Annotated in this window: 15 protein-coding genes; 8 read left to right on the top strand and 7 right to left on the bottom strand. The window is 63.7% G+C overall.

Annotation, left to right across the window (positions count from 1 at the left end; genetic code table 11):
• Positions 1–456 (bottom strand): hypothetical protein, encoded by a 456-nt coding sequence (locus tag AB4Z43_RS12015; protein ID WP_441937578.1) that lies wholly within the window; start codon positions 454–456, stop codon positions 1–3.
• A 64-nt stretch (positions 457–520) separates the two neighbouring features.
• Between AB4Z43_RS12015 and AB4Z43_RS12010 the strand changes: the two genes are divergently transcribed.
• Positions 521–952 (top strand): MarR family winged helix-turn-helix transcriptional regulator, encoded by a 432-nt coding sequence (locus tag AB4Z43_RS12010; RefSeq protein ID WP_441937576.1) that lies wholly within the window; start codon positions 521–523, stop codon positions 950–952.
• Positions 953–970: 18 nt separating this feature from the next.
• Here AB4Z43_RS12010 and AB4Z43_RS12005 read toward each other — a convergent pair whose 3' ends face one another.
• A complete protein-coding gene (locus AB4Z43_RS12005; protein WP_441937575.1) occupies positions 971–1423 on the bottom strand; it encodes a hypothetical protein in 453 nt (150 codons plus the stop codon).
• Between the two features lie 156 nt (positions 1424–1579).
• On the opposite strand from AB4Z43_RS12005, the gene AB4Z43_RS12000 reads away from it, so the two are divergent.
• The 4 genes from AB4Z43_RS12000 (at position 1580) to AB4Z43_RS11985 (ending at position 7167) form a co-directional block, all read left to right on the top strand.
• Complete coding sequence (locus AB4Z43_RS12000) at positions 1580–2962, top strand: aspartate aminotransferase family protein (protein ID WP_441937573.1); 1383 nt, start codon at positions 1580–1582, stop codon at positions 2960–2962.
• 11 nt (positions 2963–2973) lie between these two features.
• Positions 2974–4374, top strand: a complete 1401-nt coding sequence (locus AB4Z43_RS11995) for a glutamine synthetase family protein (RefSeq protein WP_441937571.1) — start codon at positions 2974–2976, stop codon at positions 4372–4374.
• Positions 4375–4459: 85 nt separating this feature from the next.
• Positions 4460–5695, top strand: a complete 1236-nt coding sequence (locus AB4Z43_RS11990; protein ID WP_019862734.1) for a putative DNA modification/repair radical SAM protein — start codon at positions 4460–4462, stop codon at positions 5693–5695.
• Positions 5696–5697: 2 nt separating this feature from the next.
• Entirely contained in the window at positions 5698–7167 is a 1470-nt protein-coding gene (locus AB4Z43_RS11985; RefSeq protein WP_069090804.1) for a UdgX family uracil-DNA binding protein, read from the top strand.
• Between the two features lie 9 nt (positions 7168–7176).
• On the opposite strand, the gene AB4Z43_RS11980 is transcribed toward AB4Z43_RS11985, so the two are convergent.
• The 4 genes from AB4Z43_RS11980 to AB4Z43_RS11965 form a co-directional block, all read right to left on the bottom strand.
• A complete protein-coding gene (locus AB4Z43_RS11980; protein WP_019862732.1) occupies positions 7177–8442 on the bottom strand; it encodes a glycerate kinase type-2 family protein in 1266 nt (421 codons plus the stop codon).
• Entirely contained in the window at positions 8439–8942 is a 504-nt protein-coding gene (locus AB4Z43_RS11975; protein WP_019862731.1) for a heme-degrading domain-containing protein, read from the bottom strand. The genes AB4Z43_RS11980 and AB4Z43_RS11975 overlap by 4 nt, the downstream gene beginning before the upstream one ends.
• Before the next feature lie 78 nt (positions 8943–9020).
• Complete coding sequence (gene guaD, locus AB4Z43_RS11970; RefSeq protein WP_019862730.1) at positions 9021–10334, bottom strand: guanine deaminase; 1314 nt, start codon at positions 10332–10334, stop codon at positions 9021–9023.
• A gap of 2 nt (positions 10335–10336) precedes the next feature.
• On the bottom strand, positions 10337–11554 hold the full coding sequence (locus AB4Z43_RS11965) for a urate hydroxylase PuuD (RefSeq protein ID WP_441937568.1): 1218 nt from the start codon (positions 11552–11554) through the stop codon (positions 10337–10339).
• Between the two features lie 132 nt (positions 11555–11686).
• On the opposite strand from AB4Z43_RS11965, the gene AB4Z43_RS11960 reads away from it, so the two are divergent.
• The 3 genes from AB4Z43_RS11960 to AB4Z43_RS11950 all read left to right on the top strand — a co-directional run bounded on the left by AB4Z43_RS11960 (position 11687) and on the right by AB4Z43_RS11950 (position 14907).
• Positions 11687–12607 carry a LysR family transcriptional regulator gene (locus tag AB4Z43_RS11960; protein WP_010912979.1) on the top strand — a complete coding sequence of 307 codons (921 nt, stop codon included), beginning with the start codon at positions 11687–11689 and terminating at the stop codon, positions 12605–12607.
• 78 nt (positions 12608–12685) lie between these two features.
• Entirely contained in the window at positions 12686–13663 is a 978-nt protein-coding gene (locus AB4Z43_RS11955; RefSeq protein ID WP_441937565.1) for an LLM class flavin-dependent oxidoreductase, read from the top strand.
• Positions 13660–14907, top strand: coding sequence for an LLM class flavin-dependent oxidoreductase (locus AB4Z43_RS11950; RefSeq protein WP_441937563.1), 1248 nt, complete (start codon positions 13660–13662; stop codon positions 14905–14907). Before AB4Z43_RS11955 ends, AB4Z43_RS11950 begins: the two co-directional genes overlap by 4 nt.
• A gap of 15 nt (positions 14908–14922) precedes the next feature.
• Here the strand turns inward: AB4Z43_RS11950 and xdhC are convergent, their stop codons facing one another.
• Positions 14923–15825: a xanthine dehydrogenase accessory protein XdhC gene (gene xdhC, locus AB4Z43_RS11945; protein WP_441937766.1), complete on the bottom strand. Its 903-nt coding sequence runs from the start codon at positions 15823–15825 to the stop codon at positions 14923–14925.
• Between the last annotated feature and the right edge of the window lie 53 nt (positions 15826–15878).

The raw sequence follows: 15878 nt of genomic DNA, 5'->3' as shown, positions 1-15878 counted from the left end.
TCACCGCGCTCGCGTGGCCAGCCGAAGAGGCTTGCGCCGCAGCGACAGCCCGTCGCGCATGTTGAGCGACAACAGTGCGATGTTCGTTGCGCCGGCTACCAGCTCAATCGCCTGGACGACTACGAAGAACTTGTCGAAGCGACCGGCCGTGGCAAAGCTGCTGAGCAGGAAGGCCGAGGGCACCAGCACCAGCAATCCGTTGGCGGCGATGATGCGCATGCGCCACTTCTTGCGTGCCACGACCGGGCTCTTCCAGCCCTTGCCAAGTGAAAAGCCCGACGCGCCGGCAATGATCATCGCCGGGATGAGCACCACCATGCCGGCCAGCACGCAGTTCTTGACCGTTGTGATCGCGGCCGCGTCGCCGAGCAGTTCGGCCGTAGCCGTCGACAGCCAGAAAGCCGAGACCGTGATGAGCGCGACGGCACCCGCTGCCGCATGAATTTTGGTTTTCATTTGTATCTCCATAGCAAGCTATATATCATTGCATAGCATGCTATTCAACTATTATCTGGCAGGCATGACATTTCAGAAAGAACGATCCGCCGGATTCCTGGCCAACCACATGGCGCGGTTGTTTGCCAACGGCCTGCAGCAGCGCATCCGGCCGCTTGGCCTGGCGCCCGCCCAGTTCATGACGCTGCTGGCGCTGTGGGATGAAGACGGCCTGACGCAACGCGAACTCGTGCAGCGTCTCAATGTCGAACAGGCGACGATGGCCAACACGCTGATCCGCATGGAACGTGACGGGCTGATCGAACGACGCCTGCACCCCGAAGACGGGCGCTCGCAGTCGATCCATCTCACCGCGAAGGCCGTTGGCCTGCGCGAGCCGGCGATACAGGCCGCGCGTTCACAAAACGAGGTGGCCCTGACCGGTTTCAGCGAGGACGAGCGGCTGGTGTTCCTCGACCTGATGCGGCGCGCCATCGCCTCGATGCAGGCGGGCTGACACAACCGATCGGCGAGCCTACTCAGCCCCGCACGACACCTTGCCCGTCAATTCCACCGGTTTGCCGTCCTTGTCCGTGTCGGCGGCGTTGTCATAGACGGCAAGCGTGTACTGCCCGTCATAGACGCCTTCGTCGCTGGCCTTGGTCAGGATCGTCAGCTCGACCGAATTGAAGGCGTTGGCCACCTCGTGCTCGTGGTAGATATTCAGCCGCAGTTCCTTGTCGTCCAGCCAGTACTGGGTCAGGTTGGAATCCTCGAACACCATCTTGCGCAATCCATCGCCAGCCAGCCTCGCCTTGATTTCGAGATCGCCGCGAAAATTGAAGGTCGGGCCGCCCATGCCTCGGGTGACACCGGCGCCGACGTCGAATGTCACCGCCCTGTCGTCGACATTGCACCAGATGCCGCCCGAGGCGAAGGCAGTGCCGGCCGACGCCAGTAGCATTGCCACACAGAGGATCGTCCGCATTTTTGTTCCTCCACCTCATTCCCGTTCATATTGGCGCTGACTTCGCCAGCACGGTCAAGCGCCGCCGGAGCAGGCTGAGCCAATGCAGGGCAGGCGCGCGGCCAATTGCGGTTGCGGACATGGATTGGCTAAGAGGGACGGACGAGAGGGGTTTTCATGCACAGCAGCGACGGTTCAAAGACGTCCATCGGCGGCATCAGCCGTGACCGCATCGTAGAATTGCGCGAGACCGAAGGCGCGGCCTTCCGCAATGCGCGGCCGAAATCGCAGGCCAAGGTCAGCAACGGCCTGCCCGGCTTCTTCGGCGGCGTGCCGATGCACTGGATGAACGACTGGCCGACGCCATTTCCGATCCTTGTCGACAGCGCCAAGGGCGCTGCGATCACCGACATTGACGGTAACAGGCTCGACGATTTCTGCCTTGGCGACACCGGCTCGATGTTCGGCCATTCGCCGCCACCGGTGGCGCGGGCCATCCGCCGCCAGGCCGGGCGCGGCCTCACCTATATGCTGCCCTCGGAAGACGCGCTTGCCATCGGGCCGCTGCTGCAGCAGCGTTTCGGCCTGCCATTCTGGCAGATCGCGACGACGGCGACCGACGCCAACCGCTTCTCGCTGCGCGTCGCCCGCGCCGTCACCGGGCGCGAAAAGATCCTGGTCTTCAACGGCTGCTACCACGGTTCGGTCGACGAGACGATGGTGCGGCTTATCGACGGCAAGCCGGTCAACCGGCCAGGACTGGCGGGCGAGTTCCGTGACCTGACCCGTACGGCGAAAGTCATCGAGTTCAACGATGTCGCAGCCCTTGAAGCAGCCCTCAAGGACAGGGATGTGGCCTGCGTCATGGCCGAGCCGGTGCTGACCAATTCCTGCATGGTGCTGGCCGACCCCGGCTTCCACGACGCGCTGCGCAGACTGACCCGCGAGACCGGCACGCTGCTCCTGATCGACGAGACACACACGATCTCGACCGGCCCCGGCGGCTACACCAGGAAGTACGGGCTCGACCCCGACTTCTTCGTGCTGGGTAAGCCGATCGCCGGCGGCGTGCCGGCAAGCGTGTGGGGCATGAGCGATGAGGTCGCCTCGCGCTATGCCGCCTACAACAGGACCAAGGAACCCGGCTATTCCGGCATGGGCACGACGCTGTCGGCCAACCCGCTGCAGTTCGCCACCATGCGCGCCACGCTCGAAGAGGTGATGACAGCGGAGAATTATGACCGCATGGACCATCTGGCGCGGCGTTTGGATGCCGGGCTGAACGGGGTGATCGACCACTATCGCCTGCCCTGGCATGTTGCCCGCGTCGGCGCCCGCGTCGAGTTCATCTGCGCGCCCGGACCGTTGCGCAACGGCGCCGAAGCCGAGACCGCGCATGCGCCGGAACTGGAGGCCGCCATCCATGTCGCGCTGGTCAATCGTGGCGTGCTGATCGCGCCCTTCCACAACATGATGCTGATCTCGCCGGCGACGTCAGGCGCACAGGTCAACCGGCTGATCAGCGCCTTCGGCGCTGTTGCGGCAAAGCTTGCGGCATGAGACAAGCGGCCATGGACAATGCCTTTGTGACCTCCCCGTCGGGGTCTTCGCCCACCGAGGCGCAAGCCTTTCTCGACGCCCATCCCGAGATCGAAGCCTTCGATATCGTGCTGACGGACGCCAATGGCGTGGGCCGCGGCAAGATCGTGCGCCGGCATGAGTTGAAAAACATTTTCGAGGGCGGGCGGCACATGCCGATCTCGATCCTCGGCCTCGACATCACCGGCGAGGACGTGCACGAGACCGGACTGATCTGGACGACCGGCGACGGCGACCTCAGGGCATGGCCGATCCCCGGCACGCTGGTGCCGCTCTACGGCACCAATCCGCCGCGCGGCCAGGTGCTGATGGCGATGTATCACCTCGACGGCCTGCCGATGTCGTCGGACCCGCGCCTGGCGCTGGCCCGGCAGGTCGAGATCCTCGCGGCCAAGGGCCTTTACCCGGCGGGCGCCTTCGAGCTGGAGTTCTTCCTGCTGGCCAATGAGCGCGACGCCGACGGCAAGGTGCAGCCGGCGCGCGCCGTGCTCGACGGCCGCGTTTCGGGCAAGACGGAGGTCTATTCCGTCGACCATCTGCACGGCATGGAGCCGCTGTTCTCCGACATCTACGCCGCCGCCAAGGCGCAAGGCATTCCGGCCGAGACGGTGATATCGGAATATGCGCCGGGCCAGTACGAGCTGACGCTGAACTACCGCAAGGATGTGATGCGGGCGGCCGACGACCTCGTCATGCTGAAGCGGCTGGTGCGGGCGCAGGCGCGCCGCCATGGCGTGACCGCCTGTTTCATGGCCAAGCCGATCGAGAAATATGCCGGCTCGGGCATGCATTTCCACGTCTCTCTGCAGGACAAGGCTGGCCGCAACGTGTTTACCGAAGCCGGCGGCGAGAGCTGGTCGCTACCCCTGTTGCAGGGTCTCGGCGGGCTGATCCAGACGATGGCGGAATCGATGCTGGTGTTTGCGCCGCACGCCAATTCCTGGCGGCGTTTCGTCTCGCAATCCTATGCGCCGGTGGCGCCGACCTGGGGCGTCAACAACCGCTCGGTGGCACTGCGCGTGCCGGCTGGCGACGCCAAGAACCGGCGCATAGAGCACCGGCCGTCCGGCGTCGACGCCAATCCCTATCTGATCGCCGCGACGGTGCTGGCCGGCATCATCAAAGGCCTCGACGAAGGGCTCGATCCCGGCCCTGAAACGACCGGCAACGGCTATGAAGCAGCCGTTACCCGCACGACGATGCCGGCGGACTGGCGCGCCGCGATCGAAGCGGCCAAGGCCTCCAGCTTCCTGAAAGGCGCGCTCGGCGAGGATTTGCACCGCACCTTCGTGGCGATCAAACAGTCCGAATATCTGCGCGTGGCACGCACGGTCAGCGAACTGGATTACCATCTCTATTTGCACGAGGTGTGAGGACCTTGAGATGGCGGCGATCACTTTTTCGCCGCCTATGTCAAATGAGGTAGCGCGGCAGTTGCCCAGAACATATCATGAACGAATGAGCGCTCTCACCGTCCGTGAAAAGCTGGCGATCCTTTCCGACGCCGCCAAGTATGATGCTTCCTGTGCCTCATCGGGCTCGGCGAAGAAGGATTCGCAGCAATCCGGCGGCATCGGTTCCACCGAAGGCATGGGCATCTGCCATTCCTATGCACCGGACGGCCGCTGCATCTCGCTCCTGAAAATCCTGCTCACCAACTTTTGCATCTACGATTGCAGCTATTGCATCAACCGCTCGTCCTCGAATGTACGGCGCGCCCGCTTCAGCATCGACGAGGTGGTGAAGCTGACCATGGATTTTTACCGGCGCAACTACATCGAGGGACTGTTCCTGTCCTCTGGCGTCATCCGCTCGCCGGATGAAACCATGGGCGAGATGGTCGAGGTGGCGCGACGGCTGCGGCTGGAAGAGAAGTTTTCCGGCTATATCCATCTCAAAACCATTCCGGAAAGCTCTGCCGAACTGGTCGAGAAGGCGGGGCTCTATGCCGACCGGCTGTCGATCAATGTCGAGCTGCCCACCGATGAGGGCGTCAAGAAACTGGCGCCGGAAAAGAAGCCGGAAACGATCCGTCTTTCCATGGCCAGGCTGCGCCAGAAGATGGAGGAAAAGGCCGAGCCGACGCTGAGGACCAAGAAGCGCGAACGCTTTGCGCCGGGTGGCCAGTCGACGCAGATGATCGTCGGCGCCGACAAGACCTCGGACGACGGCATATTGCACACCAGCGCGCGGCTCTATGGCAGCTATCATCTGCGGCGGGTTTATTACTCGGCCTTCAGTCCGATCCCGGACTCGTCATCGTCGCTGCCGCTGCAGAAGCCACCGCTGATGCGCGAACACCGGCTCTACCAGGCCGACTGGCTGATGCGTTTTTACGGGTTCTCGCAGCCGGAAATCCTGGCCGGCAGCAGCGATGGCATGCTTGATCTCGCCATCGACCCGAAGCTCGCCTGGGCGCTGCGCAATCGAGGCCAGTTTCCAGTCGACATCAATCGCGCGGATCGCGAGGCGCTGCTGCGCGTGCCTGGCCTCGGCACCAAGGTGGTGGCAAAAATCCTGGAGACGCGGCGCCACCGGCGAATGCGGCTCGAAGATGTCGGGCGGATCTGTCAGTCGATCGCCAAGCTTCGGCCATTCATCATCGCCGAAGGCTGGTCGCCAGGCGCTGTCACCGACAAAACCGGCCTGCGCGACACCATCGTGCGTTCCTGCGAACAGCTGTCGTTGTTTTGACCATGCCGTCGGCCGAGCTCAACCTTGCCCGATACAGTGTCTTGCTCGAAAGCGAGACCGATTTTGCCGGTTGGCGCGACGCGGCCCGTCGCCTGGCGCTGAACGAGGTCAGGCCCGAGGATATCAGCTGGCATGTCGCGGCCGGTTCGGACCGGACGCGGAACGATTTGCCGGCCGCGCCGCAAGGCGCACAACTCGTGGTGCCGCGCGACTTCATCGGGCAGGCGGAAACCGCCTTCTGCCATTCCGATCCCACCCGGTTCGCCTTTCTCTACCGGATGCTGTGGCGGCTGCGCAGCGAGCCTAAGCTGCTGTCGATCGCCTCGAATCCCGACACCAGGCGGCTTGAGGCCATGGAGAAAGCGGTGCGGCGCGACAGCCACAAGATGCATGCCTTCGTGCGCTTCCGGAAGATAGGCGATGGCGCCGAGGAGCGTTATGTTGCCTGGTTCGAGCCTGATCATTTCATCGTTGAGCGCAATGCGGATTTCTTCGTCAGGCGCTTCACGGGCATGCGCTGGACGATCCTGACGCCGCACACCTCCGCCGATTGGGATGGTGAAAGGCTGGCGATCGGGCCGGGTGCGGCCAAAGGCGATGCTCCGACTGAGGATGATACCGAGGCGCTGTGGCGCACCTATTTCGAGAACATCTTCAATCCAGCGCGGCTGAAGGTGAAGGCCATGCAGAAGGAGATGCCGAAGAAATATTGGCGGAACCTTCCCGAGGCCTCGCTCATTCCAGAGCTGATCGCAGGAGCGGACAAGGCCGCCAAGGAGATGATTGCCAGAATGCCGACAACGCCCGCACCGCACCACGCCAAGGTGCAGGCAAAGCATTGGCCAAAGCGTGAGCCGACACAGACGCCGGGAGGTGATGCCGCCAGCAGCATTTCCGAGCTGCGCGAGGCCGCGAAAGGCTGCCGCCGCTGCCCGTTATGGCGCGATGCGACGCAGACCGTGTTCGGCGAAGGGCCTGACAATGCCAAGGTCATCTTCGTCGGCGAACAGCCCGGCGATCAGGAGGACCTCGCCGGCAAACCTTTCGTCGGTCCGGCCGGCAAGGTGTTCGACGCGATCCTCGACGAGGCGGAGGTGGATCGCCAAAAAGTCTACGTTACCAACGCGGTCAAGCACTTCAAATTCGAGCCGCGCGGCAAGCGCCGTATCCATTCCAAGCCGAATGCCGGTGAGGTGCAGGCCTGCCGCTGGTGGATCGACAGGGAATTCGCACTGATCAAACCGGATCTTGCCGTGGCGCTCGGCGCTACGGCTGCCTTGTCTTTGCTGGGCAAGGCCATACCGGTGACAAAGATGCGCGGCCAAGTGATCGAACGAGAGGATGGCCTGCGCGTGTTCATCACCATCCATCCCTCCTTCATCCTGCGCATCCATGAGCCGGCCGACAAGGAGGCCGAGCGCGAGCGTTTCCTGCGGGATATGAGAGAGGTGAAGCGGTTGATGGTTGCCTGAACCGGTCGCCTATCGGATCAGGATCGCCCTGAGATCATTGACATTCGTGCCGGTCGGCCCCGGCACGAAAAGATCGCCAACTGCATTGAACGCCGTCCAGGCATCGTTGCCGGCCAGCATTGCCTTGGCATCGACTCTTGCAGCGCGCATGCGCGAGACGGTCGAACCGTCGGCGAAGGCCCCGGCATTGTTTTCCGAACCGTCGATGCCGTCGGTGTCGGCGGCCAGGGCGTGAATGCCTTGCACGCCGTTGATGCCAAGGGCGAAGGCGAGCAGGAATTCCGAATTGCGGCCGCCCTTGCCTTTTGCCCGCAAGGTCACGGTTGTTTCGCCGCCCGAGAGAATGAGCACCGGTTTCGAAAATGGCCGGTCGCGCGTCGCCACTTCGCGGGCAATGGCGGCATGGACGCCGCCGACCTCACGCGCTTCGCCCTCGATGGCATCGGAGAGGATGACGGCCTCTATCCCTTGCCGCTTGGCTTCCGCCGCTGCCGCTTCCAGCGACACGCCGGCCGAGGCGATCAGATGCACTTCGTTGCGCGAAAAACGCTCATCTCCAGGGTTTGGCGCATCGGCCGCCGGCGAACTGATATGCGCCATCACCGAAGCCGGCAGCTTCATGCCATAGGCAGATATCGACGCCAACGCGTCTTCCCGGCTGCCGGTATCGGGGATCGTCGGACCGGAGGCGACAAGAGCCGGGTTGTCACCGGGAATGTCGGAGACAACCAGCGACACCACCTTGGCCGGCCAGGCAGCGGCGGCCAGCCGGCCGCCCTTGATGGTCGAGACATGCTTGCGGATGGTGTTCATGGCCGCGATCGGCGCGCCGGAGGCAAGCAGCGCCTCGTTGACGGCAATCTCGTCGGCCAGCGTCAGGTTGGCCGCCGGCGACGGCAGCAGCGCCGAACCGCCGCCGGAAATCAGCGCCACGACCAGATCGTCCGCCGTCAGGCCCTGGACCTTTTCCAGCAGTCGCCGTGAGGCTTCCAATCCGGCAGCGTCCGGCACTGGATGCGCCGCCTCGATGATCTCGATGCGTTCGCATTTCGCGCCATAGCCGTAGCGCGTGACGACCAGCCCTTCGATCGGCCCGTCCCAGACCTTCTCGAAGGCAGCCGCCATCTGCGCCGAGCCTTTTCCGGCGCCGATGACGATGGTGCGACCCTTCGGCCTGGCCGGCAGATGATCCCTGATCGTTCGCTCCGGATCGGCGGCGGCAACGGCGGCGTTGAAGATGGAGGTGAGAAAGGCCTTGGGATCGAGCACGGTCATTCGGCGTCCGTAGCCAGTGCCAGCCCACGCTTGTCGACACCCAAGTGGTCGCACAGCGCATCGACGACCACGCCGTGATCCTCGCGCTCCGGCAGCCCGGAAACCGCGATCACGCCGATAACGCCGGCGCCCTTGACCGTCACCGGAAAACCGCCGCCGGCGAGCACATAGTCGGAGATGTCGAGGCCCTCGCCGATCTTGAAGGCGCGGTCGGGGCGTTGCTGCTCCAGCACCATGCGGTAAGTGCTCCTCAGGAACCGTTTCACCACATTGATCTTGCGGCGCGCCCAATCGGGATTGGAAGCATTCGACCCCGGCATGGCCGCATAGAACAGCGGCCGGTCCCACAGCCTGATGTCGACGATGATGGGCAGGTTTTCGGTGATTGCGCGGTGGCGGATGGCGGAGCCGATCTTGAAGGCGACGGCCTCATCGAAGGCTGGGAAGACAAGAACTTCTTCCTGTTTCCGGATCAGAGCGATGTCGTCAGCAACGGCCATGTCGTTCCCCTGTCAACTTCGCCGCACGCTTTGACCGATGGCTGCCGCCGGGTCAAGCAATGAACGCACCCCGGCGCTCTAATTCGCCATATCGCTCTTGGCCGCCCGCCCCGCGACATAGACCTCGCGCACGGCGCGGTCGTCGCCCAGGGTCTGCAGCAGGAACAATTCCTGCGCCAGCGTCTGCGCCGTTTCCATCCTCAGCCGCATCGCCGGCGTCGCCCTAGCGTCGAGCACGACGATATCGGCGTCGGTGCCTTGATCCAGCGTGCCGATCTTGCCGGCCACGGACAGCGCCTCGGCATTGCCGCGCGTGATCTGCCAGAAGGACTGGAACGGGTTGAGCTTCTCGCCATTCAGCGCGATCACCTTGTAGCCCTCGTCCATGGTGCGCAGCATGGAGTAATTGGTGCCGCCGCCGACATCGGTGGCGGCGGCTATGCGCAGCGACTTTTCCCGGCGGCGAAAGCGCTGGTAGTCGAACAGGCCGGAGCCGAGGAACAGGTTCGAGGTCGGGCAGAACACCGCCACCGAGCCGCTCTCTGAAAGCGCATCGGCCTCGCGCTCCGACAGATGGATGCAGTGGCCAAACAGGCTGTTTTTGCCCAGCAAGCCGTAATGTTCGTAGACATCGGTGTAGTCGCGCGACCACGGGTAAAGCTGCTGCGTGAAGGCGATTTCGGCGTGGTTTTCGGACAGATGCGTCTGCATGTGCAGGTCGGGATGCTCGCGGCACAGCGCGCCGGCCATCTCCATCTGCTCCGGCGAGGAGGTGATGGCGAAGCGCGGCGTAATGGCATAGTGCTGGCGCCCCTTGCCGTGCCACTCCCTGATCAGCGCCTTGGTGTCGTCATAGCCGGATTGCGGCGTGTCGAGCACGCCTTCGGGCGCATTGCGGTCCATCATCACCTTGCCGGCGATGTTGAGCATGTTGCGGTCATGCGACTCGGCGAAAAAGGCTTCGGCGGAAGCCTTGTGCACCGAGCAGTAGGCAGCCACCGTCGTGGTGCCGTGCCGCACCATCTCATCGAGGAACAGCCGCGCGATGCGGCGGCCATGCTGGGCGTTGGCGAATTTCGTTTCTTCCGGAAAAGTGTAGGTGTTCAGCCAGTCGAGCAGTTCGGCGCCGTAGGAGGCGATGACCTGCATCTGCGGGAAATGCACATGGGTGTCGATGAAGCCCGGCAGCAAGAGGTGCGGCCGGTGATCGATTTTCTTGGCCCCCTCACCGGCCTGCTTCTCGACGTCCGCATAGGCGCCTGATGCAACGATCTTGCCGTCGCTGATCAGCAGGCCGCCATCTTCCTCGTAGCGCCAGGCCGAATGGTCGTCGATGGTCTCGGGCCAGCGCACGAAGGACAGCATGCGGCCGCGCAGAAGTGTCGAATTCATGCTTATTTCCCCGCGCCTTCGAACCAGGCCACCAGCAGCGCCCGCTCCTTGTCGGTGATCTGGCTGACATTGGCGGGGGGCATGGCGTGGCTGCGGCCGGCCTGCAGATAGATCTCGCGGGCGTGGTTGGCGATATCAGCATCGGTGTCGAGCATCACCCCCTTGGGCGCGTGATAGATGCCTTCATAGACCGGCTCTTGCGCATGGCACATCGAGCAGCGGCCGAGCACGGTGTCGCGCACCGCCGGGAAATGCGCGGAAGCGATGTAGATATCCGCCGAGGCGGAGGCCTTGGGCTCACCGGTCAGCACCTTCGGCACGGTCGACAGCCAGATGATGATGATGAACAGGACAAGCGCGCCGAGCCAGGTCCAGTGCGGGTTGCCGGCCCGCTTGTGCACGGTGTTGAAATAGTGCCGGATCAGCACGCCGATGATGAACACCAGCGAGGCGATGACCCAATTGAACTGCGTGCCGAACGCCAGGGGATAGTGGTTCGACAGCATCAGGAACAGAACGGGCAGCGTCAGATAGTTGTTGTGGAGCGAGCGCTGCTTGGCGATCTTGCCGTATTTCGGGTCAGGCTTGCGGCCGGCGATCAGGTCGGCGACGACGATCTTCTGGTTGGGGATGATGACCATGAAGACGTTGGCCGACATGATCGTGGCGGTGATGGCGCCCAGATGCAGGAAGGCGGCGCGGCCGGTGAACAAATGCGTCAGCCCCCAGGCGATGAACACCAGCACGCAGTAAAGCACCAACATCAGGCCGGTATCGCTTTTTCCCAGCGGCGAGCGGCACAGGAGATCATAGACCACCCAGCCGACGCCGATCGTGGCCATGGACAAAAGGATGCCGACCGGCACCGACATTGGCAGCACATTGGGATCGATCAGGAACAGGTCGGCGCCGGCATAGTAGACCACGCACAGCATGGCGAAGCCGGACAGCCAGGTGGCGTAGGATTCCCATTTGAACCAGGTCACGTGCTCCGGCATCTCGGCCGGCGCCACCAAATATTTCTGGATGTGGTAGAAGCCGCCGCCATGCACCTGCCATTCCTCGCCGAAGGCGCCGGCCGGCATGCCCGGACGCCGGCGCAGGCCGAGATCGAGCGCTACGAAATAGAAGGACGAGCCGATCCAGGCGATGCCGGTGATGACATGCAGCCACCGCACGGCGAAGCTCAGCCAGTCCCAGAAAATCGCGAAATCCATCATTGAAGTCGTCCCTGCCGATGACGCGACTTTACGGTGTCGCACGCAAACGGAAAGAGGCGAGGTGTACGATGACTTTCAAAAAAAAATGGAAAATACTAGGCTAATCGCTGCAAACCGGCGAAGGTGCTCCGAATGGCCTATCTCGACAACATCGCCGTCTTCGTCCGCGTCGTCGAACTCGGCAATCTGTCGGCGGCTGGCCGCGACATGCGCATTTCTCCGGCGGTCGCCTCCAACCGCATCAAGGAACTGGAGAAGCATCTGGGCGTGCGGCTGTTCAACCGTACGACGCGGCAATTGATGCCGACCGAGCATGGCACGGTTTTCTACTCGGGCGCCAAGCAGGTGCTGGAGGCGATCACCGAGGCGGAAGCCGCGGTGTCCGCCTTGTCCGGCCAGCCGCGCGGCACCATTCGCGTGACAGCGCCACTCGGCCTCGGGCGCCGGCTGGTGGCCTCGGGCATTCCCGATTTCCACGACAAATATCCTGACATCGAGGTGCGGCTGAGGCTCTCGGACCACAATGTCGACATCATGAAGGAAGGCATCGACGTCGCTTTCCGGCTCGGCATCATCGAGGATTCCAGCCTCAGGATGCGCGGCATCATGGAATGCGAGCGGGTGCTGGTGGCGGCGCCGAAATATCTGGAGGCGCGCGGCGAGCCGGCCGAGCCGCAGGAGCTGATCGGCAAGAAACACGACTGCCTGATGCTGCGCTATTCCGGTGCGCGCGAATATGTCTGGACGCTGCAGACCCCCACAGGGCCGCAGAAATTCGAGGTGCATGGGCCTTACGACACGGACGATGGCGACGTGCTGACCGGCTGGGCACTGTCGGGACGCGGCATCATCAACAAGCCGCGCTTCGAGGTCGAACCGTTCATCCGCGACCGGCGGCTTCAGGTGATCCTGGCCAACACGCCGCCGACGCCCGTGCAGTTCGCCGCCGTCTATCCGCACAAGAAGCTGCAGGACCCCAAGGTACGGCTGCTGCTGGACTTCATGGCGGAGCGCTGCCAGCGGTTGATCAAGGATATCCTGGCCGGCAAGTAATCGGCTGGCCGACAAGTGAGGGTCCACTGGTCTATCCGCCGGACTTGCCTTGCGCACCGGCGAACCTAGGTTGACGCAATGCATCTCGCCATTTCGCTCAACATCGCTGCCGCCAAAGGACAGGCCGTTCTGGATTTCGGAGAGATCAAGACCTTCGTGCGAGCGGCAGAGGCGGCCGGCATCGACATGGTCGTGATTTCCGATTCCGCGGAAGGGTTATCAAGCAGCCCGTTCGAAGCGACAACGCTGCTGGCCTCCCTGGCGACCGTCACCGATAAGATTGGACTGGTTGCCTCGGCCTCGACGGTTGCCCATCAACCCTACAATCTGGCGCGCCGTTTTGCCTCGCTCGACATCATCAGCCATGGCCGCGCAGGCTGGCATGCGACGATGGCGCAAGGCCCACGCGAAGCCGCCAATTTCAGCCGGCCGGAAGGATTTTCCGACACGGACTTTCGTCGACGCAGCGAGGAATATATCGGCATCGTTCAAGGCCTGTGGCAGGGCTGGGATGCCGACGCGTTGCTGTTCGACAAGACCGGCGGCAGATTCCATGATCCCGAGAAAATGCACCTGCTCGATCACAAGGGCGAGTTCTTCTCCGTGCGCGGGCCGCTGAACGTCGCGCGTTCGCCGCAGGATGCGCCGGTGCTGGTGCTGTCGGGCCTAACAGAAGCCGATTTCGGCATTGCCGCCCGCACTGCCGATGTCATTTTGTTGGAGAGCGGATCGGCCGAGAGCGCGAAAACACGCTTTGATGATCTGAGGCGTCGTGCCACGGCGGCTGGGCGCGATCCGGACGCCGTGAAGGTGCTGACGAATATCTCGTTCGCCCCCGACGATCAGCCGGCCGCCAGCATGGACAGGCTGGAAACCCAATTGCGGGCGAAAAGCTGCGATGGCTTCAACATCCAGTTGCCCGCGCAGCACTCAGCGCTCGACGATTTCGCCGATCGTGTTCTGCCGGCGTTGCGGCAACGCGGCCTTGTTCGAGAGGGCTATCGCGGGACGAAGCTGCGCTCGCATCTTGGACTTGCCGGCGGAGGTGACCAATGACCGCGCAGATGAAGCTCGGCGCCTTCCTCTGGGCGACTGGTCACCACATCGCTGCCTGGCGGCACCCGAAAGCGCATGTCATGGCCGGCATCGACATCGACCACTACATCCAGCTGGCGCGCACGGCGGAAGCGGCGAAATTCGACATGATCTTCTGCGAGGACGCCGCGGGCCTGCGCGAAGCCAATGTCGGCATCGCCAGCCAGACGTCGCGCTCGATCGGCTTCGAGCCTATCAGCCTGCTGTCGGCACTGGCCGTGCGGACCAGCCACATCGGCCTCGTTTCGACGGCGTCGACAAGCTACAACGAGCCTTACGGGCTGTCGCGGACCTTTCTGTCGCTCGACCATCTGAGCGGCGGCCGGGCGGGCTGGAACCTGGTCACCTCGGCCAGTCCGATCGAAGCAGCCAATTTCGGCTCGACGGGCCTCAAGCCCCATGCCGACCGCTACGAGCGTGCGCGCGAGTTCGCCGAGGTGGTCACCGGGTTGTGGCACGGCAAGGCTCCCGGCCATCACGGCCAGAGCTTTTCGGTGCGCGACCCGCTCGACCTGGCCCGTTCGCCGCAGGGCGCGCCGGTCATGGTCCAGGCCGGCGCCTCGGATGTCGGCCGCGACCTTGCCGCCCGCACCGCCGACGTGGTGTTCACGGCAGCGCAGACTTTTGAGGAAGCCAAAGCCTTCTACGATGATCTCAAGGAGCGCATGGCCGCCTATGGGCGTGAGCCCGACGACATCAAGATCATGCCCGGCGTGTCGCCCGTGGTGGCGGAAACCGAGGCCGAGGCCCGCGAGAAGCACGAGGAATTGCAGGAACTGATCCCCGACGATGTCGGCGTGGCGCTGCTCTCCAGCTACCTCAGCATCTCCGATCTCTGGCGCTATCCGATCGACGGGCCGCTGCCCGAACTGCCGGAGAGCGAGGGCATGAAAAGCCGGCAGGCGCTGGTCGTCGAGCAATCGCGCCGCGACGGCCTTTCCATCCGCCAGCTGGCTCGCCACTTCGCCGGTGCGCGCGGCCATTGGCGCATTGTCGGTACGGCGGCGCAAGTGGCAGACGAGTTGCAGGCGCGGTTCGAAGGCGGGGCGGCCGACGGCTTCAATGTCATGCCGTCCTATTTCCCGGGCGAGCTTGATGCCTTTGCCACGCTCGTCGTGCCGGAACTGCAGCGGCGCGGCCTGTTTCGCCGGGAGTATGAGGGTCGCACGTTGCGCGACCATCTGGGGTTGAAACGGCCGGCCTGAGCACCAGCAAAAAGCTTAGCCGGCCATCTCCCTGTCATGCGGACGGTCGGCATTTGGTGCGGTGTTGTGACTGACCAGCGCCGTCATGATTTCGGCGGCTGCAAGTGCGGCAATGACTTGGGGGCGCTTGTCCTTGACGGCGTCGCCGCCGATCGGCGTGACGAGGCGGGCAAATTCCGCATCGCTGCCATCCGCCGATTTCAGGAACCAGTTCCTGAACGTAGCTTTCTTGGTCTTCGAGCCGATCATGCCGACATAGGCCGCATCGTCGCGTTTCAGCGCTTCGGCGACGATCAGGAAATCAAGCGCGTGGTCATGGGTGAGGATGGCGAAAGCAGTGCCGGCGGGCGCGTTGCGCACCTCGGCCTCAGGCATCGGCGTCAGCCGCGTCTCGACGGTTTCCGGCATGCCTTGCAGCGCCTCGGCCCGCGTCTCGATGACGACTCCGTGTACGGGAAGGAGCGCAATCGTCGACGCCAGCGCCTGGCCGACATGGCCGCCACCGAAGATATAGACGTGCGGCAGGTGGGCTTCTTCGACTTCGGCCGCCGAAACCAACTCAGCAGCGAGCGCGCTGTCGACAAGCCGGATCAAGACTTCGACGCGCCCGCCACAGCATTGGCCAATCTCGGGCCCGAGAGGCACGTCGAGCGTGGCGCAGACTTCATCGACCTCGACGCGGGCCTCTTTGCCCTCTAGCTTGCGGTGAAATGAAGACGCCACCATCTGCCGCGCCTTGTCGATCGCCATATATTCGAGCTGGCCGCCGCCGATCGTGCCGAAAGTCGCCTCCCGCGAGACGAGCATGAAGGCGCCCTTCTCGCGCGGCGTCGAGCCCTTGGTGCCGGCCACTTCGACCAAGGCGATGCGACCTTGGCCAGCCAGGAAGTCTTTCAGGCTTTGCACTTTCGAATTCATCATTCGCATTCCCGTGCGGGAAACATAGGGTTTTTCGGCCTGAATTGCACGTT

Source organism: Mesorhizobium sp. 2RAF45 (assembly GCF_052115225.1).
Classification (GTDB): Bacteria; Pseudomonadota; Alphaproteobacteria; order Rhizobiales; family Rhizobiaceae; genus Mesorhizobium; species Mesorhizobium jarvisii.
The sequence above is the reverse complement of the archived record's forward strand: the minus strand, read 5'-3'. Positions and strand labels throughout refer to the sequence as shown.